General features: G+C 70.3%; 23 protein-coding genes. 14 read left to right on the top strand and 9 right to left on the bottom strand.

What is annotated here, in order from left to right; genetic code table 11:
• Positions 1-11: 11 nt before the first annotated feature.
• Positions 12-1,289: an MFS transporter gene (locus tag ABD817_RS36535; RefSeq protein WP_344923002.1), complete on the bottom strand. Its 1,278-nt coding sequence runs from the start codon at positions 1,287-1,289 to the stop codon at positions 12-14.
• Positions 1,290-1,361: 72 nt separating this feature from the next.
• Between ABD817_RS36535 and ABD817_RS36540 the strand changes: the two genes are divergently transcribed.
• On the top strand, positions 1,362-2,204 hold the full coding sequence (locus tag ABD817_RS36540) for a LysR family transcriptional regulator (RefSeq protein WP_344923003.1): 843 nt from the start codon (positions 1,362-1,364) through the stop codon (positions 2,202-2,204).
• Between the two features lie 58 nt (positions 2,205-2,262).
• Here the strand turns inward: ABD817_RS36540 and ABD817_RS36545 are convergent, their stop codons facing one another.
• Both ABD817_RS36545 and ABD817_RS36550 read right to left on the bottom strand, forming a co-directional pair.
• Positions 2,263-3,297, bottom strand: coding sequence for a HEAT repeat domain-containing protein (locus ABD817_RS36545; protein ID WP_344923004.1), 1,035 nt, complete (start codon positions 3,295-3,297; stop codon positions 2,263-2,265).
• Between the two features lie 6 nt (positions 3,298-3,303).
• Positions 3,304-3,972 carry a HEAT repeat domain-containing protein gene (locus ABD817_RS36550; RefSeq protein ID WP_344923005.1) on the bottom strand — a complete coding sequence of 223 codons (669 nt, stop codon included), beginning with the start codon at positions 3,970-3,972 and terminating at the stop codon, positions 3,304-3,306.
• Between the two features lie 426 nt (positions 3,973-4,398).
• Here ABD817_RS36550 and ABD817_RS36555 point away from each other — a divergent pair, with 426 nt between their 5' ends.
• From ABD817_RS36555 to copM, 4 genes are all read left to right on the top strand, one after another.
• Entirely contained in the window at positions 4,399-4,569 is a 171-nt protein-coding gene (locus ABD817_RS36555; RefSeq protein ID WP_344923006.1) for a hypothetical protein, read from the top strand.
• Between the two features lie 31 nt (positions 4,570-4,600).
• A complete protein-coding gene (locus ABD817_RS36560) occupies positions 4,601-4,972 on the top strand; it encodes a MerR family transcriptional regulator (RefSeq protein WP_344923007.1) in 372 nt (123 codons plus the stop codon).
• Between the two features lie 279 nt (positions 4,973-5,251).
• Positions 5,252-5,422, top strand: coding sequence for a hypothetical protein (locus ABD817_RS36565; protein WP_344923008.1), 171 nt, complete (start codon positions 5,252-5,254; stop codon positions 5,420-5,422).
• A gap of 139 nt (positions 5,423-5,561) precedes the next feature.
• Positions 5,562-7,430, top strand: coding sequence for a CopM family metallochaperone (copM, locus tag ABD817_RS36570; protein WP_344923009.1), 1,869 nt, complete (start codon positions 5,562-5,564; stop codon positions 7,428-7,430).
• A gap of 89 nt (positions 7,431-7,519) precedes the next feature.
• Here the strand turns inward: copM and ABD817_RS36575 are convergent, their stop codons facing one another.
• On the bottom strand, positions 7,520-8,665 hold the full coding sequence (locus tag ABD817_RS36575; protein WP_344923010.1) for an RNA polymerase sigma factor: 1,146 nt from the start codon (positions 8,663-8,665) through the stop codon (positions 7,520-7,522).
• On the bottom strand, positions 8,662-9,069 hold the full coding sequence (locus tag ABD817_RS36580; RefSeq protein ID WP_344923011.1) for a YciI family protein: 408 nt from the start codon (positions 9,067-9,069) through the stop codon (positions 8,662-8,664). The genes ABD817_RS36575 and ABD817_RS36580 overlap by 4 nt, the downstream gene beginning before the upstream one ends.
• Positions 9,070-9,451: 382 nt before the next feature.
• Here ABD817_RS36580 and ABD817_RS36585 point away from each other — a divergent pair, with 382 nt between their 5' ends.
• From ABD817_RS36585 to ABD817_RS36595, 3 genes are all read left to right on the top strand, one after another.
• A complete protein-coding gene (locus tag ABD817_RS36585) occupies positions 9,452-10,450 on the top strand; it encodes a small ribosomal subunit Rsm22 family protein (RefSeq protein ID WP_344923012.1) in 999 nt (332 codons plus the stop codon).
• A 454-nt stretch (positions 10,451-10,904) separates the two neighbouring features.
• A complete protein-coding gene (locus ABD817_RS36590; protein ID WP_344923013.1) occupies positions 10,905-11,813 on the top strand; it encodes a carbohydrate ABC transporter permease in 909 nt (302 codons plus the stop codon).
• A complete protein-coding gene (locus tag ABD817_RS36595) occupies positions 11,810-12,649 on the top strand; it encodes a carbohydrate ABC transporter permease (protein ID WP_344923014.1) in 840 nt (279 codons plus the stop codon). Before ABD817_RS36590 ends, ABD817_RS36595 begins: the two co-directional genes overlap by 4 nt.
• Here the strand turns inward: ABD817_RS36595 and ABD817_RS36600 are convergent.
• Positions 12,646-13,791 (bottom strand): AraC family transcriptional regulator, encoded by a 1,146-nt coding sequence (locus ABD817_RS36600; RefSeq protein WP_344923015.1) that lies wholly within the window; start codon positions 13,789-13,791, stop codon positions 12,646-12,648. The genes ABD817_RS36595 and ABD817_RS36600 overlap by 4 nt on opposite strands.
• 79 nt (positions 13,792-13,870) lie before the next feature.
• Between ABD817_RS36600 and ABD817_RS36605 the strand changes: the two genes are divergently transcribed.
• Genes ABD817_RS36605 through ABD817_RS36625 form a run of 5 tightly spaced genes read left to right on the top strand, consistent with a single transcriptional unit; the run spans position 13,871 to position 19,179 of the window.
• A complete protein-coding gene (locus ABD817_RS36605) occupies positions 13,871-14,977 on the top strand; it encodes a Gfo/Idh/MocA family protein (RefSeq protein WP_344923016.1) in 1,107 nt (368 codons plus the stop codon).
• Positions 14,967-15,806, top strand: a complete 840-nt coding sequence (locus tag ABD817_RS36610; protein ID WP_344923017.1) for a DUF6807 family protein — start codon at positions 14,967-14,969, stop codon at positions 15,804-15,806. Before ABD817_RS36605 ends, ABD817_RS36610 begins: the two co-directional genes overlap by 11 nt.
• 8 nt (positions 15,807-15,814) lie before the next feature.
• Positions 15,815-16,768: an NAD(P)-dependent oxidoreductase gene (locus ABD817_RS36615; RefSeq protein WP_344923018.1), complete on the top strand. Its 954-nt coding sequence runs from the start codon at positions 15,815-15,817 to the stop codon at positions 16,766-16,768.
• Entirely contained in the window at positions 16,765-17,766 is a 1,002-nt protein-coding gene (locus tag ABD817_RS36620) for a Gfo/Idh/MocA family protein (RefSeq protein WP_344923019.1), read from the top strand. The genes ABD817_RS36615 and ABD817_RS36620 overlap by 4 nt, the downstream gene beginning before the upstream one ends.
• Before the next feature lie 21 nt (positions 17,767-17,787).
• Positions 17,788-19,179 carry an ABC transporter substrate-binding protein gene (locus tag ABD817_RS36625; protein WP_344923020.1) on the top strand — a complete coding sequence of 464 codons (1,392 nt, stop codon included), beginning with the start codon at positions 17,788-17,790 and terminating at the stop codon, positions 19,177-19,179.
• 50 nt (positions 19,180-19,229) lie between these two features.
• Here ABD817_RS36625 and ABD817_RS36630 read toward each other — a convergent pair whose 3' ends face one another.
• On the bottom strand, positions 19,230-19,661 hold the full coding sequence (locus tag ABD817_RS36630) for a winged helix-turn-helix transcriptional regulator (protein WP_344923021.1): 432 nt from the start codon (positions 19,659-19,661) through the stop codon (positions 19,230-19,232).
• Between the two features lie 171 nt (positions 19,662-19,832).
• Between ABD817_RS36630 and ABD817_RS36635 the strand changes: the two genes are divergently transcribed.
• Complete coding sequence (locus ABD817_RS36635) at positions 19,833-20,387, top strand: DUF302 domain-containing protein (RefSeq protein ID WP_344923022.1); 555 nt, start codon at positions 19,833-19,835, stop codon at positions 20,385-20,387.
• 104 nt (positions 20,388-20,491) lie between these two features.
• Here ABD817_RS36635 and ABD817_RS36640 read toward each other — a convergent pair whose 3' ends face one another.
• Together ABD817_RS36640 and ABD817_RS36645 are read right to left on the bottom strand one after the other, a co-directional pair.
• Positions 20,492-21,472: an Acg family FMN-binding oxidoreductase gene (locus tag ABD817_RS36640; RefSeq protein ID WP_344923023.1), complete on the bottom strand. Its 981-nt coding sequence runs from the start codon at positions 21,470-21,472 to the stop codon at positions 20,492-20,494.
• A gap of 84 nt (positions 21,473-21,556) precedes the next feature.
• Complete coding sequence (locus tag ABD817_RS36645) at positions 21,557-22,498, bottom strand: universal stress protein (protein ID WP_344923024.1); 942 nt, start codon at positions 22,496-22,498, stop codon at positions 21,557-21,559.
• Between the last annotated feature and the right edge of the window lie 73 nt (positions 22,499-22,571).

The raw sequence follows: 22,571 nt of genomic DNA on the forward strand, positions 1-22,571 counted from the left end.
GCACACCCCGGTCAGATCCGGTGCGGCTCCCCGCGTTCGACGTCGGGGCCGATCGCGGCGGGCGCCGTCCCCGGAGTCGTCAGGCGGCGAGGGCCCGGCGCCCCGCGAGCAACATGATCACCGGCGACTATCCTGGGCGACCGGCGTGAGAGCAGGTATCCCGTCAGCGCGGCGAGCAGGCCGGCCAGTCCCGCCGCCGCGAAGCCGCCCGCCGGCACGGACGCGTCGATCGCCGCCCCCACGACCGGAGAGCCGAGCGCGAACCCCGCGCTCGCCGCCGAGGACTGCAGGCCGGTCGCCTCACCACGCACACCGGCCGGCGCCAACCGGCTCACCGCGTCGGAGACCGTGGAAAGGGTCGGCGCGGTGAGCAGACCGGCACCGACGACGGCCACACACAGCCAGGGCCAGTCACGGGCGAGTCCGGCCGGAATCGTCACCAGCCCGAGCAGGCCGAGCAGCAGCCAGGTGGGCATCGGCCGGGGCAGCGCTCCGTACACCAGGCCGCCCACGATGGACGTCACCCCGAACACGGCGACGACCACGGCCGCCCACGAGACCTGACCGGCTTCTCGAAGGGTCGCGACGATGGCCAGGTCGACGCCGCTGAGCAGCATCGCGACGCCGAACCCCATCGTCAGGACAGCGACCATGCGCGCTCCCAGCCACTGCCTGCGCCGGGGCCGGTCCGCCGCCTCGCCGTCCGCCTCGTCCTCGGCCCGCAGCGGCGGGTTGAGCAGGGCGATCCCCGCCCCGCCGACGACGATCGCGGTGCCCACTCCCCATGCCACCACGCCGGGAGACACCTTCGCCGCGCACAAGATCACCACCGGCGGCCCCACCAGGTACGACAGCTCGCCCACCACCGACTCCAGCGCGAACGCCGCCCGCCGCCGCCCCGCCGTCGTCATCGCGGCGATCGCCTGCCTGGTGACCGATTGGATCGGCACCATCAGCAGACCGGCGGCGAAGGAGACACCCAGCAAGATCACGTACGGCAGCACGGGCACGGCCAGCCAGAACACGAGCTGCGGCACGACAGTGGCCGACAACACGGTACGCAGGCCCCGCCGGTCGATCATCCGGCCCAGCAGCGGCCCGCCCAGCGCGACACCGGCGGTGAGCGCCGCCACCACGGCCCCGGCCGCCGCGTAACTCATGTCGAGGGCGACGACGACGTACATCGTCAACGCCATCGCGTCCGCCGTGATCGCGGCACGGGCGAGCAGCGAGATGGCCAGCAGCGGCGTCATCCCCGGCACCGCGAGCACCTGTCGAAATCCGATCACCGTTTTGACGCTAGATCCTGTGGAATGCCATAGGAAGCCGTCAGTTCATTGGACCAGCCATAATGAATTCTTATGGCACGTGATCTCGACACCGCACTGCTGCGGTCGTTCGTCACCGCCGTGCGAGCGGGCAGCATCAGCCGTGCGGCGTCGGCACTCGGCCGTACCCAGCCCGCGCTCAGCCAGCAGTTGCGCAAGCTTGAGAGGGCCGTCGGCAGCCCACTGCTGTACCGGGCGCCGTCCGGCGTCTCGCCGACCCGCGCGGGTGAGGAACTGCTGCCCTACGCCGAGCGCATTCTCGCGCTGTCGGCACAGGCACTCGCCGAGACGGGACGTGCGCTCACCGGGCACTGCGGGGTGGGACTCCTCGAGGATCTCGCCGCCTCCCGCCTTTCCCAGGCACTCGCCGACCTCGCGCGGCTGCACCCCGGCGCGACGCTGGAGGTGCTCAGCCTTTCCAACGCGGAGATGCGGGAGGCCTACGACGCGGGGCGTGTCCAGCTCGTGCTCGACGAGGTCCCGGGGCTTCCCTGGCCGCCGAGCTGGACGGTGCGTCTGCCGCTGGTCTGGGCGGTCGGGCAGGGGGTCGCCACCGACGCCGATCCGCTGCCGGTGGTGCTGTTCTCGAACACGTGCGCCTGGCGGACGTCGGTGCTGGAGACGATGGAGGGTACGGGGCGCCGCTGGCGGGTGGCGTTCGAAAGCAACAGTCTCGCCGGGGTGCTCGCCGCGCTGCGGGCCGGCCTCGGCGTCGCGGCGCTCCTGCCCGCCAACCTCGAACCGGCCATGGCCCGCCACGACGCGGCCGCGTTGCCCGCTCTGCCGGACGTCGAACTCGGCCTTGCCCGCCACCCCGCCACCGAGGGTGACGCGCTCGTCGACGCCGTGGAGAGCGCCCTGCGGCGGATGATGTGAGCCGCGCGCCTGACGCCTGTCTCCGCCGTCGTGGTGTGCCCCGGTCTCGAAGGCCGGATCACCTTTGCCGCCCGCGGCGCCCCGGGAAAGGCCCGTCATCGCGTATCCCGAGAATGTACGTCGCGGTAAGCGCGACGGCACGGTCCTCGTCATGGGACAGATCCGCGAGGGCTCGTGACACCGTGGTTCCCGGGATGTCCGCGAGTGCCTGTGTCAGCCGTAGGCGCGCGGGCGATCCGACGCCGCCGTGGGTGAGACGGTCGACGAGCCTGGCGGCGATCTGATCCGCCAGCGCGGGACGATCCGCCAGCGCGCCCAGGGCGTCGGCCGCGTCGACGTCGTTCGTCCCCTCGACGACGACATCGACGAGCGTCGGGATCGCGTCGGCCACTCCGCGTGCCCCGAGGGCCAGAGCCGCGTACCTGCGGACCACGGCGTCGGGATTCGCGAGGGCCTCGCGCAGCAGTGTGGTCGCCTCGCCGTCCGGAATCTCGGCGATGGACTGGACGGCACGTTCGCGCACCTCGGCCACCGGCGAGCCGAGCCCCTCCGCCAGCAGCACCAAGCCGTCATCGCCCGATCGCGCCAAAGCCCAGCGAAGGGCTCCGGCGACGTTCGGATCCGTCTCGTTCAGCGCCGCCTCGACCAGTGCCTCCACCGGCACCGCGACCTCCTCGGCCGAGGACAGGGCCGCGCGCTGGCGGTTGCCGGCGCTCTTTGACCCCAGCGCCTGCAGGAGGGCGACGATCTGGAGGACGTCCTCCCAGCCGGCGGGTTCCGCGGCGTCGATCCGGCGCAGTCGCGTGAGCAACTCCGTCTCGGCCGCGACGCGTTCTCGCGTCCGGCGGATGAGGTCGTCGACAAGCTCCGAGGGCGTGAAGCCGGGATCGTCGAGCGCGCGCCCGACATCCCGCAGCGACAGCCCCAGCGACCGCAGGCTCTCGATATGGAAGATCCGCCGGATGTCCTCGCCGGAGTACTCCCGATACCCCGCGTCGCTACGACCCGTTGGCCGCACCAGGCCAAGGGAGTCGTAGTGCCTGAGCATGCGGGCGCTGACCCCGGACCGTCGTGCCACCTCACCGATCAACACTGCCCATCACTCCTCCTCGCCGGGGACGCCGAGGGCCACGACACGCTTGGCCTCCTCGATAGTGAACTCGAATCCGGCCTCCGGGTCGCGCAACAGCCGTTCCGTGGCGAGCGCGTGCACGCGCACGCGCGGGTCGGGATCCGTCAGCGCGGCGCGCAGCATGGGCACGATCACCTCACCGAGCGCGACCAGCGCCCGGCTGAGGCTCCGCCGCGTCTCACGTTCGCCGCGTCCGAGCTGTCTCGACAACACCGCGGCCAGCTCGGGCTCCTCGCCCTCGGGGACGAGCACGACCGCCGCCCGCCAGGCGCTCCGCGCCACCTCGTCGTCGGCGTCGTACAGGAGCGCCTGTGTGATCGCCGGCCACGCCTGCCGATCCCCGATCTTGGACAGCGTGTGCAGCGCCTGGCTTCGTGCCTGCGCGCGCTCCGAGCGGAGCTCCCTGAGGAGCGCCGGAACGGTCACGGACGCCGGGTGGCGGGTGAGTGCCCAGGTCAGCGTATCGCGTACATAGAACTCGGGTTCGATCGCGCATCGTTCGACGAGCTTGCCGACGAACCGTGGGTCGGGGGTCGTGCCGATCGCCATCGCCGCCCGCAGCCGCACTGACGAGCGGCTGTCCTCCAGCCCCTGGAGAACTCGAATCGTGTCCGTGTCCTGTTCCCGCATGGTCATCGGGACCACCTCCTTGGCGACAGTGAAGACCTTGTCACCGTGTCAAGGTCAAGCGAGGTCACCGGGCGCCTTGGCCTCTACCCGGTCCGTGTCACCGAGGGACGAGGCGGCCCTGGGCGATGACGGTGTGCGGTTCGCGGGGCCGGCCCGTACCGGTCCACCCTTGGGTGCTCTCACGCGTCCCGGCATGACAAGAATCCTGACAACATCGCGGCGACGAGGACCAAACATTGGCATTAGATGATCTATGACACAACATCACACCACTACAACCCATAGACACTATGAATGTCATTTGTCAGACTCACTTAACAGGCCAAAGGATCGCAGAAAGAATCTTGGGCGAAGGTGGCTCCCCACGGGGGCGGCCTTCGGTCATAAAACCGGCATTGAGCTGGGCGGATGCGAGAGGGCGGATGCGGTGGCGTGGGTGAGCACGATACGGCGCGCACCCCGATGGACGGCAGCCGTCCCGACATCGGCAGGGTGTCGGTGACGGCGAAACGGGCCGTCGATCCGCGCGCGATGCCGCCCGGCGTCCCGCCGCCGGCCGCGCCGCGACAGGCGGGCGCGCCCACCTCCGTTCCGTCGACCTGACCGCCATCACCGACCCGAGGAAGAACACCATATGAGCGCCCTCAGTGACACCGATCGCCTCCTGCAGGACCTGGAACGCGAAGGCCTCGTCTTCCACCTCGGCGTCGGCGGCGGCGACGGCAGCACCGTGTGGTTCGCCTCCGAATTCCGGGAGCAGGTCATCGCCGACCGGCTGGCGATGTTGCCCGACGAACCCACCATCAGCGTCGCCACCGCCGCCGTGGTGCTCAACGTCCCCCTCTCCCATGTCATCGCCGAGGTTCGTGCCCGTACCTTGGCCGGTCACGACAACGGGCGGCAGATCCGGGTGCAGCGCGAGGCCCTGGCGCAGCGCATCACCTCCCTGGGCCTGCCCCGCCCGGCGACGCCCCCCGACCTCCCTGAGGGCCCTGCCGGCTCGTAGCCGCCGGAGGAGATGACGCGCCAGAGCGGTGCCGGGAGTTTCGGGAGGCGCTCACACGCGCGAGGACCTGCACGCGCGTGGCGGGCGCGCAGGAGTGCCGTACCCAGAGGCGCTCACACGCGCGAGGACCTGCGCTCTCTCCGGTGACGAGTGCCGACGGGGGAAGGTAACGGATCCGTTCCCCCGCAGTGGTTACCGCATCCCCGTTCACACAGGTCAGACCTCCCGGTATTCAGACCATGGGAGCCGCGGAACTCGGCCGCGAGCTCGGCGACGCCGGTGGCCCCCTGCTCGTCGCGGGCATCGCCACCGCGGCTCACCCACGGCTACGCCGCCCTCGCGATCCTGCTCACCCTCGGCCCCGTCCTCGCCTTCGCCCTCCGGCGCGCCCCGGCCGACCCCGCGCCCGACAGGCACATCGTGAACGACCGGGTAAGAGACAACCCCTGAAGGTCCCGCGGGCTTCCGGGGGGCGCGGTTGCGGGACCGGTCACCGGGGAATGTGAAGTCCAGCGAAGGGGCCGTTCCGGCGGACGGACACCGGCCCCGCGCATCCCCCCGATCGTGGTCATGACGGACGGGGATGCGGATGAGGGACATCGGCGCGCGCCGGGGCGGGGCCGCGCGGCGACTGGGCGTGCTCGGCGCGGCGACGCTCTGCGTCCTGGCCGCCGCCTGCGCCGGTCAGGGGCGCCCGCACCACGGCGCCGTGTCGGAGGGGCCCGGGTCGGCGTTCGGCGCGGCGATGTCGCAGAGCATGCGGCGGATGCACCTGGACATGGCGGCCGCCCCCATGACCGGCGATCCGGACCGGGACTTCGCGGCCATGATGATCCCGCACCACCTGGGCGCCGTCGACATGGCCAAGGCCGTACTGGCCCACGGGCGCGACCCCGTCCTGCGGCGGCTGGCCCAGGAGATCATCGTCACCCAGCAGCAGGAGATCGACGTCATGCGCCGCCGCCTGGAGACGGCGCCCACGCCCACGCTTACGCCCGCTCCGGCGACCCCGGCGCCCGTCACCGCGACGCCGTCCCAGACCGGGACGGGACGGGCGCGCGGACCCGGCCCGGGAGGAGCGGCGACAGGGCCCACGGTGGCGGTCTCCGGCCGCGACCGCGTCTACACCGCCGACCAGACCTCCAACACCGTCTCGGTGATCGATCCGTCGGTGAACCGGCTGCTGGGCGTCATCCGCCTCGGCGACCCGGTGCCCGCCTCGCTCAACCCGCTGTACAAGGGCCAGCTGCTCGTCCACGGCATGGGGTTCTCCCGGGACCTGCGCACGCTCGCGGTCGTCTCCATCGCCTCCAACTCGGTCACCCTCATCGACACGGCCACCAACCGGGTCAAGGGCGTCGTCTACATCGGACGCTCGCCGCACGAGGCGTTCTTCACCCCCGACGGCAGGCAGGTCTGGGCGACCGTACGCGGCCAGGACTACGTCTCGGTGATCGACCCGGTGAGGATGCGGGAGATCCGCCGGGTGCCGACCGCCAACGGGCCCGGCATGGTGCTGTTCCACCCGGACGGGCGCTACGCCTACGTGCCCTCCAGCTTCACCCCCGAGGTGGACGTGATCGACACCCGCACCTACCGGGTGGTGGCCCGGCTGCCCCAGGCCAGCCCCTTCTCCCCGAACCTGTCGGTGAGCCGGGACGGCCAGGAGGTGTGGTTCACCCTCAAGGACTCCGGCAGGACGCAGGTGATGAGCGGCACCCCGCCGTTTCGCATCCTCACCACCTTGGACACCGGGCCGATCACCAACCACGTGACCCTGGTGGACAACGTCAACGGCGCGTTCGCGTACGTGACGGTCGGCGAGGAGAACGTCGTCAAGGTCTACCGCCGCGGCGGCGCGACCCCACGGCTGGTCGCCACCATCCCCACCGGGGACCTGCCGCACGGCGTGTGGGGGTCGGGGGACGGCACCCGGGTCTACGTCGGGCTGGAGAACCAGGACGCGGTCATGGCGATCGACGCGCTCGCCAACCGGGTCATCGCGACGATCCCCATCGGCCAGCAGCCGCAGGCACTCGTCTACGTCCCCGAGGCCGTACCGTCCGGGCCCGGCACCTCGGGCCTGGTCCCGCTCGGCGTCGCCGGCCGCAACGGGCACATCGTCCTGATCGCGCCCGGCGGCGACCGGCGCAGGGGGCACGCCACGGTCTCGGTGAACTCGCTGGGCCCGCTCGACCTGCTGGAGATGACGGTGTCCGGCCTGAAGCCCGGCGAGACCTACACGCTCTGGCTGGCCAACACCAGGAACGCCCCGCACGGCGACCGGAAGGCGCTCGCCGACTTCACGGCGAACATCGCCGGGGCGCAGATCGTGCAGGCGATCGGCCTGCTGCGAGAACCGCTGACCCCGGCGAACGCCGACCGGGACCGGCGGCGCTTCCTGGTGGTGACCCGGCGCGGCGCCACTGAGCCGGTCCTCCTGCAAAAGACCCCCTGACGGCCCCTCCCCCAGGCTCCGCGTACCGGCCGTTCCGGCCGCGGCCGGGACAGCGACGGATCTGGAGCGAGGAGCCGGGGTGCCGCTCGTCAACCGCGCAGCCGCGCGTTGAGCCGGGCGACCTGTCGCGTGAGGTGGTCGCGTTCGGGGAGGCTGGGTGCCGATCGGGCGGCTTCGGCGTAGAGACGCGCCGCGGACACCGGGTTGCCGTCGCGTTCGTGCAGGTAGGCCGCGACGGCCGCGTGGCGGGGCAGGGCGGGATCGAGCCCCGCCAGGGCGGCCAGACCGGCTCGCGGGCCGTCGGCCTCGCCGACCGCGACGGCCCGGTTGAGGCGGGCCACCGGGCTGCCGGTGAGGCGCACCAGTTCGTCGTACCACTCGACGATCTGCACCCAGTCGGTCTCCTCGGTCGTGCGGGCGTCGGCGTGCAGCGCGGCGATGGCGGCCTGGGCCTGGAACTCGCCCAGCCGGTCGCGGGCGAGGGCCGCCTGGAGCACGCGGACGCCCTCGGCGATCATGCGGGTGTCCCACAGCCCTCGGTCCTGCTCGGCCAGGGGCACGAGCCTGCCGTCGGGGCCGGTCCGTGCCGGACGCCGCGCGTGGTGGAGCAGCATGAGCGCGAGCAGGCCGGCGACCTCCTCCTGCCTGGTCATCGCGGCCAGCTGGCGAGTGAGCCGGATCGCCTCTCCGGCGAGGTCGACGTCGCCGGAGTAGCCCTCGTTGAAGACCAGGTAGAGCACCCGCAGCACCGTGGCGACGTCACCCGGCTGGTTGAACCGGACGCCCGAGACGGCGCGCTTGGCCCTGCTGATCCGCTGGGCCATGGTCGCCTCCGGCACGAGGTAGGCCCGCGCGATCTGACGCGTGGTCAGGCCGCCGACCGCGCGCAGCGTGAGCGCGACGGCCGAAGCCGGTGTCAGGGACGGGTGCGCGCACAGGAAGTACAGCTGGAGCGTGTCGTCGGCCACCCCACCCGGGCCGGGCACCGGCTCCCCCTCGACGCGTATCTCGCGGTGCCGTCGCGAGGTCTCGGCACGGGCGGCGTCGAGGAACTTACGCCAGGCCACGGTGATCAGCCAGCCCTTGGGATCTCGCAGCGGGTCGCCCGGCCACACGCGTACCGCCTCGACCAGGGCGTCCTGCACGGCGTCCTCGGCGGCCGCGAAGTCGGCTCCGCGACGGACGAGAACGCCGATCACCGCGGGCACCAGCTCCCGCAGCAGCGACTCGTTCACTCGGTGACCGTGGGCTGCTCGGCGTAGAACGGGCGCACCTCGAGCCACTCGTGGATCGGCCTCCCACCCGCCCCAGGAGCCGCGGACAGCTCGCCGGCCAGCTCGATCGCCCGCTCGTAGGTCTCGACGTCGATCACCATCCAGCCGGCGATCAGGTCCTTGGTCTCGGCGAACGGGCCGTCGGTGACCGGCGGCCGCCCCTCGCCGTCGTAGCGGACGAACGTCCCCCGCGGGGAGAGCGCCTGACTGTCGACGAACTCACCCGTGCCCTCCAGCCGGGCGGCGAAGTCCCGCATGTACCGCACGTGGGCCGAAACCTCCTCCGGCTCCCACTCCTCCATCGGCACGTCGTTCACCGACGCCGGCGCGCCCCGGTAGTGCTTGAGCAGCAGGTACTTGGCCATCGTGTTCTCCTCCGTAGGGCACGCCCATTGTGGCCGTGTTCACTATTGGGACGAAAGCACACGCGGGCTCTCGACGTCGCGCCACGACGTTCTCCCCGCGGACCTCCACGGACGGGCATGGGGAGCCGCCTGGCGTCCGGGGCGCGAGCCGAGCCTGGACGACCCGGTGGATCGGTGACGGGCCGGTCGGTCGGCGCGGGGATGCGTGTAGCGTCTGACCAAACGATCCGACCCTGCGTCCTGCTTGCCGCGATCACCGCCGTCATCTGGGCGCGCACGCGACGGAGCGGCCCGCCCCTGACGCCGTAGGGCGGTCCGCCGTCGACCCGGCGCGCGGAAGGTCGTTTCGACAGACGGATCCCCAGCGGGAATCATGACCGGCATGGCCAGCTTGCCCAAAGATCTCAGCGACGCACTGGACGGCGCTCTCGGCCGCTTCTCCCCGGCGGACATGACACGCTCCGTGCAGAACCTGATACAGCAGTACCGGGAGGGCTTCGACCCCGCCGACACCGTGCTCGGCTCCGAGGCCGACGTGGCGGCCTACGCGGGCTACCGCATGCCGGCGACCTTCGCGGCCGTCTCCACCGCGCTGCGGCATGTCGCGAACCTGGCGCCGGGATTCGCCCCCCGCACGCAGGTGGACGTCGGCGGCGGCACCGGCACCGCGTTGTGGGCGGCCACCGGGATCTGGCCGTCGCTGAGGAGCCTCACCGTGCTGGAACAGGCGCCCAGAGCCATCGCCCTCGGACGGCAGCTGGCCGGGCGGGCCGTGTCGGACGCGGTGCGGAACGCCTCGTGGGAGCAGACCGTCGTCCGCACGGCCGTGACCAAGCCCCCCGCCGATCTGGTCACCATGTCCTACGTCCTCAACGAGCTGTCTCCCGCCGCGCAGCAGAGCGTGGTGCGGTCCCTGGCGGCGGAGGCGGCCATGGTCGTGCTGATCGAGCCGGGCACACCGGCCGGGTACGCCCGGATCGTCGCCGCCCGCGACGTGCTGATCGACCAGGGGTTGTCGGTGCTGGCGCCGTGCCCCCACGATCACGCGTGCCCCATTCCCAGCGGCCGGGACTGGTGCCACTTCTCGGTGCGGCTCAACCGGAGCGCGCTGCACCGGCAGATCAAAGTCGGCACGCTGGGTTTCGAGGACGAGAAGTTTTCCTACGTCGCGGCCTCGCCCCGGCGCTGGTCCCCGGCGGCCGGCCGGGTCCTGCGTCATCCGCTCAAGCGCAAGGGGCTGGTGTCGATGCGGCTGTGCACCGGGGAGGACGGACTGGCCGACGAGATCGTCTCCAAGCGCCAGGGCGACACCTACCGGCAGGCGCGCGACATCTCCTGGGGGGACGAATGGCCGCCGCCGGGCGGCGACGTCACCTCGTGACCGCCTCCCGCCGGACGGGCCGCTGATCCGCTCCGGCCACGGGGCGTGATCCGCTTTCCGGGCCTTCCGGAGCGCCATGAGGGTGAGCGGGCCGATTACCCCATCCGCACGCGGCGACCCGTCTGACTCCTCCGCGAAACACGCGTGTAATAAATCGAAGGATCCCAGCGGGATACTGCATGGTCCTGCGAGGGCGAGCTTCGTACGTTGCTCCAACAAGAACACGCTGTTGATGCGGCACCGTAACCGTTTGTGTGTCTTTCCCGTACTCAACGGGAGAAAAGGTGCATATAGCGCAATACGGCAGAAATGTCACAAGGAGAAGGGAGCCGGCGATGATCCATCGGTCCCCCCGGAGAACACGGCCGACCACCCGCCCCGAGGCGTTCGGCGCGGGCATTAAGTTCGGCGCGGACCTCGACGAGAAGTCCAGGAGCGGCGCGGGTGGTCGAGGGTGACCACGACGATCCTCCCGGACGAGGGCCGCCGCCGGCTGCGCAGGCGGCGGCTGATCGCCATCGCCTTCGTCCTCCCCGCGCTGGCGATCAACCTGCTGGTCATCGCCGGTCCGGCGGTGAGCAGCCTCTACTACGCCTGGACCGACTGGAACGGCTTCTCGGCCCCCACCTTCACCGGCCTGGCCAACGCCAGACGGCTGATCGAGGACCCGACCTTCTGGAACGCCCTCGGCCACAACTTCATCTGGCTGGTGATGTTCCTGACCGTGCCGATGGCGATGGGCCTGGTCGGGGCGTTCATGCTGTCACGCGTCCGCCGAGGCGCCTCCCTGTTCCGGGTGGTCTTCTTCGTCCCGTACGTGATCGCCAGCGTCGTCAACGCGCAGATCTGGAAGAGCCTGCTCGACCCGGCCACCGGGATCGCCGCGCAGCTCGACAAGATGGGCATCACCTGGCTCAACGACGTCTACTTCTTCGGCGACTCGAACCTGTCGCTGTACAGCGTCGCCTTCGTCGACAACTGGCACTTCTGGGGCTTCTTGGTGGTGCTGTTCCTGGCCGCCATGCAAAGCGTCGACCCGTCGCTGTTCGAGGCGGCCCGGATCGACGGCGCCGGTCCGCTGCGCGAGTTCTGGCACGTCACGCTGCCCGGCATCCGGGCGACCCTGATGTTCGCCATCATGATCATCTCCCTCGGTTCGCTGCTCGCCTTCGACTACTCCTTCGCGCTCACCGGCGGCGGCCCGGCCGGATCCAGCGACCTGGTGTCGCTGCTGGTCAACCGGACCGCGTTCACCGCGCTCGAACCCGGCTACGCCTCGTTCATGGCACTGGCGATCTCGCTGCTCGGCGGCGTCCTGCTGGTGATCTTCCACTTCATCCGCAGAAACGAGGACACGCGGTGACCTCCAGGACGTCCGGCGGCATCCGGCGCACCCCCATCTCCTACCTCGTGCTGATCCTGCTGGCGCTGTTCGCCGGGCTGCCCCTGCTGATCCTGGTGTTCAACTCCTTCAAGTCGGACCTGGAACTCGGCCAGAACCCGCTGGGCCTGCCCTCGGGCCTGGAGTTCGGCAACTACATCGAGGCCTGGACGCGCGGCAGCATCGGCCGGGGCATGTGGAACAGCGTCGTCCTGGTGGGCGGCACCGTGATCGGCACCTGCGTGTGCGCGGGCGCGGCGGCCTACTCGATGGCACGGCTCGACCTGCCGTTCAAGCGGGGCATGGAGAACTACCTGTTCGTGGTGATCTCGCTGCCGGTGCAGATGTTCATCGTGCCGCTGTTCTTCCTGTGGTCGAACCTCAACCTGATCGACAGCCTGTTCGGCCTGATCATCATCTACGTGGCGCTGAACACCCCGTTCTCGGTGCTGCTGTTGCGCACCTTCCTGGTCGGCATCCCCAGGGAACTCGACGAGGCGGCCAGGATCGACGGCGCCAACGAGTGGCAGATCGCCTGGCGCGTCATCCTGCCCCTGGCCAGACCCGGGCTGCTGACCGTGGGGCTGGTGGCGGGCCTGGGGGCGTACTCGGAACTGCTCTTCGCGGTCATCTTCGTCACCACGCCGGAGAAGCTGCCGATGGCCACCGCGCTGCTGCAGTACAGCCAGGGGCACACCCAGCTGTTCGGGCTGGTCAACGCGGCGGCGGTCATCATGACGCTGCCCGCCGTGCTGCTGTTCCTGTTCATGCAGCGTAAGTTCATCGCGGGCCTGGCCAGCGGTGGGGTGAAGGGTTAACGCGCGCGGTGCGCCCGGCGGTACTCCCCCGGCGACTTGCCGGTGAACTTCTTGAAGGCCACCCCCATGTACTCGGAGTGGCTGAAACTCATCCGCTCGGCGAGCTGCGGCAACGACAGGTCGGTCTGGATCAGCAGGTCGGCCAGGCGCTCCATCCGGACCCGGGTGATCTCCTCGTGAACGGTACGGCCCAGCACCTGGGTGAACCGGTAGTCCAGCGAGCGCCGCGACAGTCCCACGTGGCGCTGCACGGCCTCCACCGGCAGGCCGTCGTCGACGCGGTCGCGGATGAGCTGCAGCGCGCAGGCCACGATCGGGTCGTCGACGGCCAGGATGTCGCTGGATTGCCGGGTGACCACCCGAAGCGGCTCGATCAGGTGCAGCCTCGGCGCGAGAGCCCGGCCGGACATCATCTGGTCGAGCAGCGAGGCGGCCAGGAACCCGGTGTGGGTGGTGTCGGGCTGGATGCTCGACAGCGGCGGCGTGGTCAGGTTGCAGATCAGCTCGTCGTTGTCGACGCCCAGCACGGCGACGGTGTCCGGCACCGCCAGATTGGCGATCTTGCAGGCTTCCAGGATCTCCTGCCCGGCGATGTCGTAGCAGGCCAGCACGCCCACCGGCTTGGGCAGCCCGAGCAGCCAGCCGGCCATCGCCTCACGTTCGGCGGCCAGGTGGCGGGTGTGCTCCATCCGGAACTCGTGCGCGGCCAGGCCGTGCCGGGCGGCGTGCGCGGCGAACCCGGTGCCGCGCTTGACCGACCAGCCGAACCGGGCGTCACCGCAGTAGGCGACGTCGCGCAGCCCCCGTACGGCGAAGTGCTCGACCGCGAGCCGGGCGATCACGTCGTCGTCGGTCTCCACGCAGGACAACTCGGGCGCCAGGTAGGCGGCGCTCAGGTCGACGGCGGGCACCTTGAGGCGGCGCACCTGGCGGGCGGTCTCGGCGTTCTCGATGCGGGCGATCACCCCGTCGCCCCGCCAGCCGTCGAGCCACGACAGGTCGGTCTCCTGGCGGCTGTGCTCGCCCAGGTAGATCGACCATCCGGGATGGGTGACGAGATATTTCTTGATGCCCACCAGCAGACCCCTGGCGTAGGCGTTGGAGGTCTCGACGAGCAGGGCGACGTGTCTGGTTTCCGCCATTTTCACAATGTACTAAATCGAAGGAAGGCTGCGAGAAATTGCATGGTCCCAGTTCAGCGTCGTTCGTACCTTTGACGCCATGACAGAGAAGGTACGGGTCGCGATCGCGGGTCTCGGGTTCGGCGCCGAGTTCATCCCGATCTACCAGGCGCATCCGAACGCCGAGCTGGTCGCCGTGTGCCAGCGGTCGGAGGGGCCCCTCAACGAGATCGCCGACCGGTTCGGCGTCCAGGGCCGCTACACCGACTACGACGCCATGCTGGAAGACCCGGACATCGACGCGGTGCACATCAACACCCCGATCGGCGCCCACGCCGACCAGTCGGTGGCCGCGCTGAACGCGGGCAAGCACGTGGCGTGCACGGTGCCGATGGCGCTCTCGCTGGAGGACTGCGCCCGGGTGGTCGCCGCCCAGGAGGCCTCGGGCAGGGCGTACATGATGATGGAGACCGCCGTCTACACGCGGGAGTTCCTCTACGCCAAGGAGCTGCTGGACAGCGGCGCGCTGGGCCGCATCCAGTTCCTGCGCGGCGCCCACATGCAGGAGATGGCGGGCTGGCCGGACTACTGGCGGAGCATGGCGCCGATGCACTACGCCACCCACGCGGTGGCGCCGCTGCTCGCGCTGGCCGGGGCGCGGGCCGCCTCGGTGCGCTGCGTGGGATCGGGACTGGTCGGCGGTCGCGATCCCGGGTCCGGCCTGCGCTTCGCCGTGCAGAGCGCGGTGTTCTCGCTGCGTGACTCCGACCTGGCGATGGAGGTCACCAGGTCCCTGTACGACGTCGCCCGCGAGTACGTGGAGAGCTTCGACGTGTACGGCTCCCTGAGAAGCTACGAGTGGCAGCAGCTGGAGCGGGAACACCCGGTGATCTTCACCGGTGAGGACGGCGAGCGAAGCGAGGTCCCCGACTTCGCCCGTCTGCTGCCCGAGGAGATCCGCCACTTCACCACCGAGGGCGTCTACGACGCCGACGGCAACCGGCACCTGTCCTTCACCCAGGGCGGCGGCCACGGCGGCTCCCACCCCCACCTGGCGCACGAGTTCCTGATGGCCGTCATCGAGAACCGCCGCCCCTTCCCCGACGTGTACGCCTCCGCCAACTGGACCAGCGCCGGAATCCGCGCCCACCAGTCGGCCCTGGAAGGCGTCGAACTCGAGATCCCGGTGTACGGCAATGACCACTGAACTCACCGTCCTCGCGGACGCCGGCTGGGCCGGCGTCTTCCACGCCGGTTCCCGGACCCCGATCGTGGTGCAGAACGCCACCCCCGGCAGGCGCCCCTTCATCCACCCGATCGTGGTGCCCGGCGGCACCGCGGCGGTCACCGAGGACGCCCCCGGCCACCACCCCTGGCAGCACGGCCTCTACGTCGGCCTCAACGACGTCAACGGCGTCGGCTTCTGGCTGGAGGGCCTGCGCCCGTCCCACGCCGCCACCGACGGCACCTTCCACCCCCGCCTCCAAGGCACCCCCCAGGCACGCGACAACAGGGCGTGGTGGTCGGTCGGCACCGACTACCGCCACCCCGACGGCTCCCCGCTGATGCGCGAGACCCAGGACTGGCTGCTCACCGACCACGGCGACCGCTACGACCTGGACGTCGTGCTCACCTTCCAGGCGCGGGTGCCGCTGACGTTCGGCCAGTACCCCTACGGCGGGCTGTTCCTGCGCATGCCCTACCGCAAGGAGACCGGCGGCCACGCGATCAACAGCGAGGGCTTGCGGGACGCGGACGCGGAAGGGCGGCGGGCCCGCTGGGTGGCGGTGCGCATGGCGGTGCCCGGCCACACCGGCGAGGCGCAGGTCGCGGTGATGGACCACCCCGACAACCTCGAACACCCCGTGCCCTGGCGGGTCGACAACGAGTTCGGCGTCGCGCCCAGCGCCTGCGTCGCCGGGCCGTGGACCCTCGGCGAGGACGAGAGCCGGGCCTTCCGGCACCGGGTCGCGGTGTTCGCCCACCCCGTCGGCCCCCAGACCATCGACGAGATCTGGACGTCGTTCACCACATGAGGACCACGATGAAGACGACGATCGTCGCCACCCCGGAATTCGAATGGCACTGGCCCTTCACGGCCGACCACCTGCTCACCCTGCTGCCCGGAGCCACCCTGGCCCGCCAGGCCACCCTGGATGGCCTCCCCGGCGACACCGAACGGCTGATCTCCCTGGGCGCGCTGCCCGCGAACGAGGACCTCGACCGTCTCCCGGCACTGGCCGAGACCTACGTCAGCTCCGGCTACCGCTCCCCCGCCGAGACCGACGAACTGCTCGCGGCGCGGGGGATCCGTCAGCTGCGGCTGCCGTCGGAGGGCTACTGGGGCCAGTCGGTCTCCGAGTTCGCCCTCGGCCTCACGATCGGCGCGCTGCGGCGCATCCCGCAGACGCACCACGAGATCATCCAGAGCCTCGACCCGTGGAAATACTCCTACGGTCAGTACGCCGACGACCCCGACTTCACCGCGGGCACCGTGGAGGGCACCCGGGTACGGATCGTCGGCGCGGGCAACATCGCCAGCCGTTACGCCTCCTTCACCCACATGCTGGGCGCCGACGTCGCCGCCTGGGACCCGTTCGCCGCCGAGCCGTCCTTCCACCGCTCGGGCGCGCGCCGGGTCCACCACCTGGAGAACCTGCTCGCCGACGCGGAGATCTTCGCCCCGATGGTGCCGCTGCTGCCGGGTACCGAGGGGCTGATCACCGCCGAGCACATCCGCGCCCTGCCCAAGGGGTGCCTGGTCGTGCTGGTGACCCGGGCGGCCGTCGTCGACATGCCGGAACTGCGCCGGCGGGTGCTCGGCGACGAGCTCAGCCTGGCCGCCGACGTGTTCGACGTCGAACCGGTGCCGCTGGAGGACCCGCTGCTCGGCCGGCGCAACGTCGTGCACACCCCGCACAACGCGGGCCGCACCCGCGAGTCCAACCTCCGTCTCGCCGAGGCGCTGGCCGCGCTGTTCCCGGAGTCAGGGCGATGATCAAGGTCGCGGTGGCGGGACTGGGATTCGGACGGCAGTTCGTCCCGATCTACCGCGACCATCCCCTGGTGTCGTCCGTGGTGACGGCCGACCCGGCCGAGGGCTCGTCCCTGGACGACGTGCTGGCCGATCCCACCGTCGACGCGGTGCACATCGTCACCGGGCTCACCGACCGGGCCGACCACGTCGTGGCCGCCCTGGAAGCGGGCAAACACGTGGCCAGCACGGTGCCGATGGCCCTGTCCTTCGCGGACATCTCCCGCATCGTCGAGGCCAGGGAACGCTCCGGGACGACGTACATGATGATGGAGACCGCGATCTACACGCGGGCCTTCCTGTACGCCGCGGGCCTCGCCTTCGGAAACATCAGCCACGCCCGGGGCGTGCACACCCAGGACATGACCGGCTGGCCCGGCTACTGGCGCGGCCTGCCGCCCATGCACTACGCCACCCACGCGATCGCGCCGATCCTGCACCTGCTCGACGCCCCCGCCACACAGGTCACCGCCCTGGGCGGCGGCCTGCTCGACCCGCGAAACCGGGGCGGCTACGACAACGAGTTCGCCGTCGAGTCGGCACTGGTGCGGGTGGCGGGCAGGAATACCGTCGTCGAACTGACCCGCTCGCTCTACCAGGTCGCCCGCCCCTACGCCGAGACCTTCTCCGTCTACGGCGACCGGCTCGGCTTCGAATGGGACCGCGACATGGTCCTGCACACCCTCCAGCCCCCGACGGAGGCCAGGGGCCGCCAGGTCACCACCGAACCGGTGGTCGCGCCGGACCGGCCCGACCTGTTGCCCGAGGAGATCCGCACCTACACGAGCGGCGGCCACGACGGCTCGCATCCACATCTCGTGCACGAATTCGTGTCCGCCGTCGTCGAGGGCCGCCCGCCCGCGATCGACCACACCCGGGCCGCGAACTGGACGGCGGTCGGCATCGCCGCCCACGCCTCGGCCCAACGCGGCGGCGTGCCCGTCGCACTCCCCCACTTCTGACCGGCACCAAAGGAGCCAGACATGGTCACACGTCGCCGTACGCTCGCGGTGGTGGCCGCGCTCACCCTGCTCGGCGGTTGCGCCGCCGAGCCCCCCGCGGTCAAGAACAACACCGTCGTGCCCACCGCCGCCGCGGAGATCGGCGGGAAGGTCACGATGTGGTACGACCTCGATTCCAACGACGAGAAGTCGGTCAAGGAATTCGAGAAGTGGTACATCGAGCCGTACAGGAAGAAGTATCCGAAGGTCACGGTCGACGCGGTCCCCAGCACCGGCGGCACCCTCGGCCAGAAGGTCAAGACCGCCCTCGCGGCCGGGCGCGGCCCCGACTTCATCGAGACCCCCGGCTCCTCCACCGCCATCCCCTACGCCGAGGCGGGCTACCTCGCCGACCTCGGCCCGCTGGCCGAGAAGGAGGGCTGGAAGGAACGCATCCTGCCCTGGGCCTACGACATGGGCGTCATCGACGGGAAGTTCCTGGCCGTCCCGCTCTACTACGAGACCCTCGTCGTCTACTACAACAAGACCCTGTTCGCCCAGAACGGCTGGAGCCCGCCGACCGACCGCGCCTCCCTGGAAAAACTCGCGGGCGAGATGCAGGCCAAGGGCATCGTGCCGTTCGTCAACGCCAACGCCACCTACCAGGGCGCCACCGACTGGCTGGTCAGCTCGTTCATGAACGGCGTGGCCGGCCCGGCCAAGATCAACCAGGCGCTCACCGGCAAACTGCCCCTCACCGACCAGTCGTTCGTCGACTCGATCCAGCTGCTGGCCGACTACTTCGGCAAGGGCTACTTCGCGGGCGGCGCCAAGCAGTACTTCTCCCTCCAGGACCCGCAGAAGTACGCCATGTTCGCCGAGGGCAAGGCCGGCATGTACATCTCCGGGAGCTGGGAGTTCGCCGCCCTGGACAAGTACTTCAAGGAGGCGGGCTCGGAGTGGGCCGAGGCGCCGCTGCCCCCGCTCGCGCCCGGCGTGCCCTCCGAGATCTACCCGCTGTCGGTCGGCGGCACCATGTCGATCAACGCGGCCTCCAAGAACCTCCCGGCCGCCGCCGCCTACCTGAGCTGGATGCTCTCGGACGTCACGACTATGTGGCAGGCCACCTCGCTGGGCCTGCGGGTGCCGCTGCCGATCACCTTCACCCAGGCCGACGTGCCCCCGGGGGTGGACCAGCGGGTCGTCGACCACTACCAGAAGATCAACGACGCCTCGGAGAAGGGCGCCGTCGGGTACACCACCTGGACCTCCTTCGGCGGCAAGGCCGAACAGTTCATCCTGGAGAACATCGACAAGGTGGTGAACGGCGACCTGTCGGCGGCCCAGTTCTGCGCCGGTCTCGACAAGGCCTTCAAGACCGACGCCGCCGCGGGCCTCATCCCGCCCGTCTACTCCACCTCCGCGACGGGCTGACCGATTTCATCCGGCCGCCGGTCCCCGCCCGGGACCGGCGGCCCCTTCTCTCAGGTGACGGGGTCGGCGAGGGGGGTCGGCTCAGGTGAGCGCCAGGGCCGTATCCAGGCCTCCTCCTCGCGGCGCACGGGGTGCCCGCAGTGGTCGCAGTGCCCGCCCGCCGTGGTGGCGTGCCCGCAGGTCCGGTGAACGACCCGCATGGGTTCGGCGGGTTCCGCAGGCGCGGTGTGCTCGTGGCCCCAGGCGGCGAGGGCGTGCAGCACCGGGAGCAGGTCGGCGCCCGCGGCGGTGAGACGATACTCGTCGCGGGTGCGCCCGCCGTCGCGGTAGGGCACCCGGGTGAGCAGGCCGCGCTCGACGAGGCGGCTGAGCCGGGCGGACAGGATGTTGTCGGCGATGCCCAGATCCGATCGGAAGTCCTCGAAACGGGTCATACCCAGCGTGGCGTTGCGCAGGATCAGCAACGTCCACCGTTCTCCCACGGCGTCAACGGCCCGGCCGATCGGGCAGGGCACAGCCCCACGCCCATTTCGGTCGGTTGCCATAATTTTAACCCCTCTCACCCATAGCTGGCTTGCGATAAGCAAGTCTACTTCATACGGTCTGTCATATATCTAGCTATCAAACTGCACGTTAGAGACGCCGGAGAGATCATGACTCAGCAGACGGGCACCGGGGTCCACACCGTCACACACGAGGTGAACCGCCTGACCATCGGCGTCTCCGCCCCGTTCCAGGAGTTCCGTGAGCGCTACGAACGCGCCGTTCCCACGATCGACACCGGACGCTTCGAACGGCTCATCAGGGACAACGCCGACTGGGACACCGTTGTGCGGGCGACGGCCGAGAACGCGCCGCACCACTTCCTCATCTACTGGAGATTCGACGCCCCACCCCTGATGCGGCTGGCCGGCGACCCGTGGCTCTGCGTCGAGTACCTGATGGGAAACCACACGACCGCCCAGCGGATGTTCCACCGTGACCCGGCCGTCCTGCTCTACGCGCCGCTGCGTACGGCGATCTACCAGGACCCCGGGGGCACGACCTGTTTCGCCGTGGACCAGCCCAGCACCCGCTTCTCCAGCTTCGGCGATCCCGGCATCACCCAGATCGGCCTCGAACTGGACGACAAGCTCGCCGCCCTGCTGGAATACCTCGACGCACCCGTACCCGCCGAGCTCGTCCAGGGACGGGCGCCGCATGGATGAGGGCTTCGCCACCCTTCGTCCGGCCCGCACCGGCCGCCACCCGCAGGTCCGCGCCGTCACGGCGAAGACGCCGAATTCCGCGGATTCCCCAGCGACCAGTCCGGTCAGCGTTCTTCCAGCACCTCGGTGACCGGCCGCCGAACCCCACCGCTGTCATCGAAGGTGATCCCCAAACGCATGATCATCTGGGGGTACTCCTGCGAGCACAACTCCTGCCGCAAAAACTCCCGCAAATGGAACATCTCCAGCGCCTGGGTGTGGAAAGCCGCGCTGAGACCATGGGCCGAGGCACGCAACAGAACACGCTGCAACGCCTGACCAGCCATGATCCAATCCTGGCGAGAATCACCCTTCGTCGTCAGGACCGCCACCACACCGGTGGAAACAGAGAGAAACTGATCGGCGTCACTCCCCCAGGGGTGACCGTGGGCGTAGTCGCGCTGAGCGAAGTGCGGACGGGTCCGCCGGGGCACACGCGGATACCCCTCGGCCGGAACCCCGTCCCCGCGAGAACTCCCCGGCGGACGCGCCCAGCGAACCACCTCCAGCGACAACAACCGGTCCTGGGACTGCACATCCTGCGCGGCACAGGTGACCGCGGCGAGCACCCGGACAGCCACCTCGGAACGAACCGGCGTCAGCCGCGCCCCCTCACCACCCGCCTCCGCCACCAACACCTCAAGAAGAGGCTCCGGAACGGGCAACCGCGTGAAACCGGCCCGATGAGTACGACGACGCTCGACCTCGCCGTACAACAGCCGGGCCTCCACATCCGCCATCATCGCCACCCCCGGCCGCACCGTCGCCAGCAGGGCAGGACGGTCAGGATCGGGCAGCACCCGCACCCTCGGCTCATAACCAAGCGCACGCAACGCGAGCCGCACGTTCATCAGCGCCGCACCACAGCTGATCAGCGACTCCCGGCCGCTGGGATCACAAAGCCGCAACCTCCTGTCACTGTCGGCGCGCAGCGCGATCTCGTCACCGTCGACACCGAAGGACCAGGGCTGGGTGTTGTGCACCGACGGCGCCCACGTAGCGGCCCGAACCGCCCTGCGGACCACCGAGGCCATCTTCTCCGTCATCACGCACCTCCTCACCACAACGATCGCGAAATGCCCCAGAACACGTCAGCGGCGAAAGTCCCCCACCGAAAGGACCAACGCCCATCACGCCTCCCCCCGGCCCCGGACCACGGCGACAGGACAGCGGGCATGATGCAAAACCCCGTGACTGACCGAACCCAGCACCGCCGAACCGAACCTGCCCAACCCCCGAGAGCCGACGACAACCAGATCCGCGCCGGCCGAAGCCTCACAGATGACACCGACCGGATGCCCGCAAACCAGCGTCCGCTCGACCTCCACCCGCGGATACCTCTCCCGCCACGGGCTGAGCGCGTCCACACAGACCTGTTGCTCAGCGACGAGAAGATCCTCGACCAACGGCGTGTAGACAAGGGCACTCGGCCCCACGACAGGCATCTGCCAGGTGTGAATCGCCCGCAACCCGGCACCACGCCGGACGGCCTCCTCGAAGGCGTACTCCAGCGCCACCACCGAATGATCGGAGCCGTCGAACCCCACGACCACCCGGCCGCGAATCCGCTCCGGCACACCCCTGACGACCACGACCGGCGCCTCCACATGCCCGGCCAACGCCAAGGAGACCGACCCGAGCAGCAACCCGGCGAATCCCCCCAGCCCACGACTGCCCAGCACGACCTGCTCCGCGTCCTCGGCCTCCCGCCGCAGGACCCCGATCACCCCACCTGCCTCCAGCAAGGTGTCCACCTCCAGATGCGGAGCACGCTCACGCGCCAACACGGCCGCGCGCTCCAACACCCCCTGGCCGTACTCGGTGACGGAGTCACGAAAACCCGGCGGAGTCTGAAGCGGGATGTCACCGGGCCACGGCTCACACACATGAACGATCCTCAACGCGCAACCACGCCGGACCGCGTCGTCAACGGCCCATTCGACCGCACCGTCCGCCGGGAACGAGCCGTCCACACCCACCACCACACGCGCTGCCATCTCAACCTCCCCGAACTCTCCCTCCTCTCCATTCGACCGGCCGACAACACTTTTCGCAGCGTCCCAAAGGCCCATCCACCAGGGACTTTCGACCCTGCCCCCTCACCCTCGCCCCGCCATAGCGTCCTCGGTGAGAAGACATCCCCGA

Origin of the sequence: Streptosporangium oxazolinicum, from assembly GCF_039537505.1 — a bacterium.
Taxonomy (GTDB): Bacteria; Actinomycetota; Actinomycetes; order Streptosporangiales; family Streptosporangiaceae; genus Streptosporangium; species Streptosporangium oxazolinicum.

Bases quoted from the DNA above. Each gene is read 5' to 3' on its own strand.
- ABD817_RS36615 (WP_344923018.1), top strand. From the start codon at position 15,815: ATGAAGACGACGATCGTCGCCACCCCGGAATTCGAATGGCACTGGCCC.
- ABD817_RS36580 (WP_344923011.1), bottom strand. From the start codon at position 9,069: ATGGCCAAGTACCTGCTGCTCAAGCACTACCGGGGCGCGCCGGCGTCG.
- ABD817_RS36635 (WP_344923022.1), top strand. From the start codon at position 19,833: ATGACTCAGCAGACGGGCACCGGGGTCCACACCGTCACACACGAGGTG.
- ABD817_RS36610 (WP_344923017.1), top strand. From the start codon at position 14,967: ATGACCACTGAACTCACCGTCCTCGCGGACGCCGGCTGGGCCGGCGTC.
- ABD817_RS36640 (WP_344923023.1), bottom strand. From the start codon at position 21,472: ATGACGGAGAAGATGGCCTCGGTGGTCCGCAGGGCGGTTCGGGCCGCT.
- ABD817_RS36540 (WP_344923003.1), top strand. From the start codon at position 1,362: ATGGCACGTGATCTCGACACCGCACTGCTGCGGTCGTTCGTCACCGCC.
- ABD817_RS36620 (WP_344923019.1), top strand. From the start codon at position 16,765: ATGATCAAGGTCGCGGTGGCGGGACTGGGATTCGGACGGCAGTTCGTC.
- ABD817_RS36605 (WP_344923016.1), top strand. From the start codon at position 13,871: ATGACAGAGAAGGTACGGGTCGCGATCGCGGGTCTCGGGTTCGGCGCC.
- ABD817_RS36600 (WP_344923015.1), bottom strand. From the start codon at position 13,791: ATGGCGGAAACCAGACACGTCGCCCTGCTCGTCGAGACCTCCAACGCC.
- ABD817_RS36585 (WP_344923012.1), top strand. From the start codon at position 9,452: ATGGCCAGCTTGCCCAAAGATCTCAGCGACGCACTGGACGGCGCTCTC.
- ABD817_RS36560 (WP_344923007.1), top strand. From the start codon at position 4,601: ATGAGCGCCCTCAGTGACACCGATCGCCTCCTGCAGGACCTGGAACGC.
- ABD817_RS36550 (WP_344923005.1), bottom strand. From the start codon at position 3,972: ATGACCATGCGGGAACAGGACACGGACACGATTCGAGTTCTCCAGGGG.
- ABD817_RS36645 (WP_344923024.1), bottom strand. From the start codon at position 22,498: ATGGGCCTTTGGGACGCTGCGAAAAGTGTTGTCGGCCGGTCGAATGGA.
- copM (WP_344923009.1), top strand. From the start codon at position 5,562: ATGAGGGACATCGGCGCGCGCCGGGGCGGGGCCGCGCGGCGACTGGGC.
- ABD817_RS36625 (WP_344923020.1), top strand. From the start codon at position 17,788: ATGGTCACACGTCGCCGTACGCTCGCGGTGGTGGCCGCGCTCACCCTG.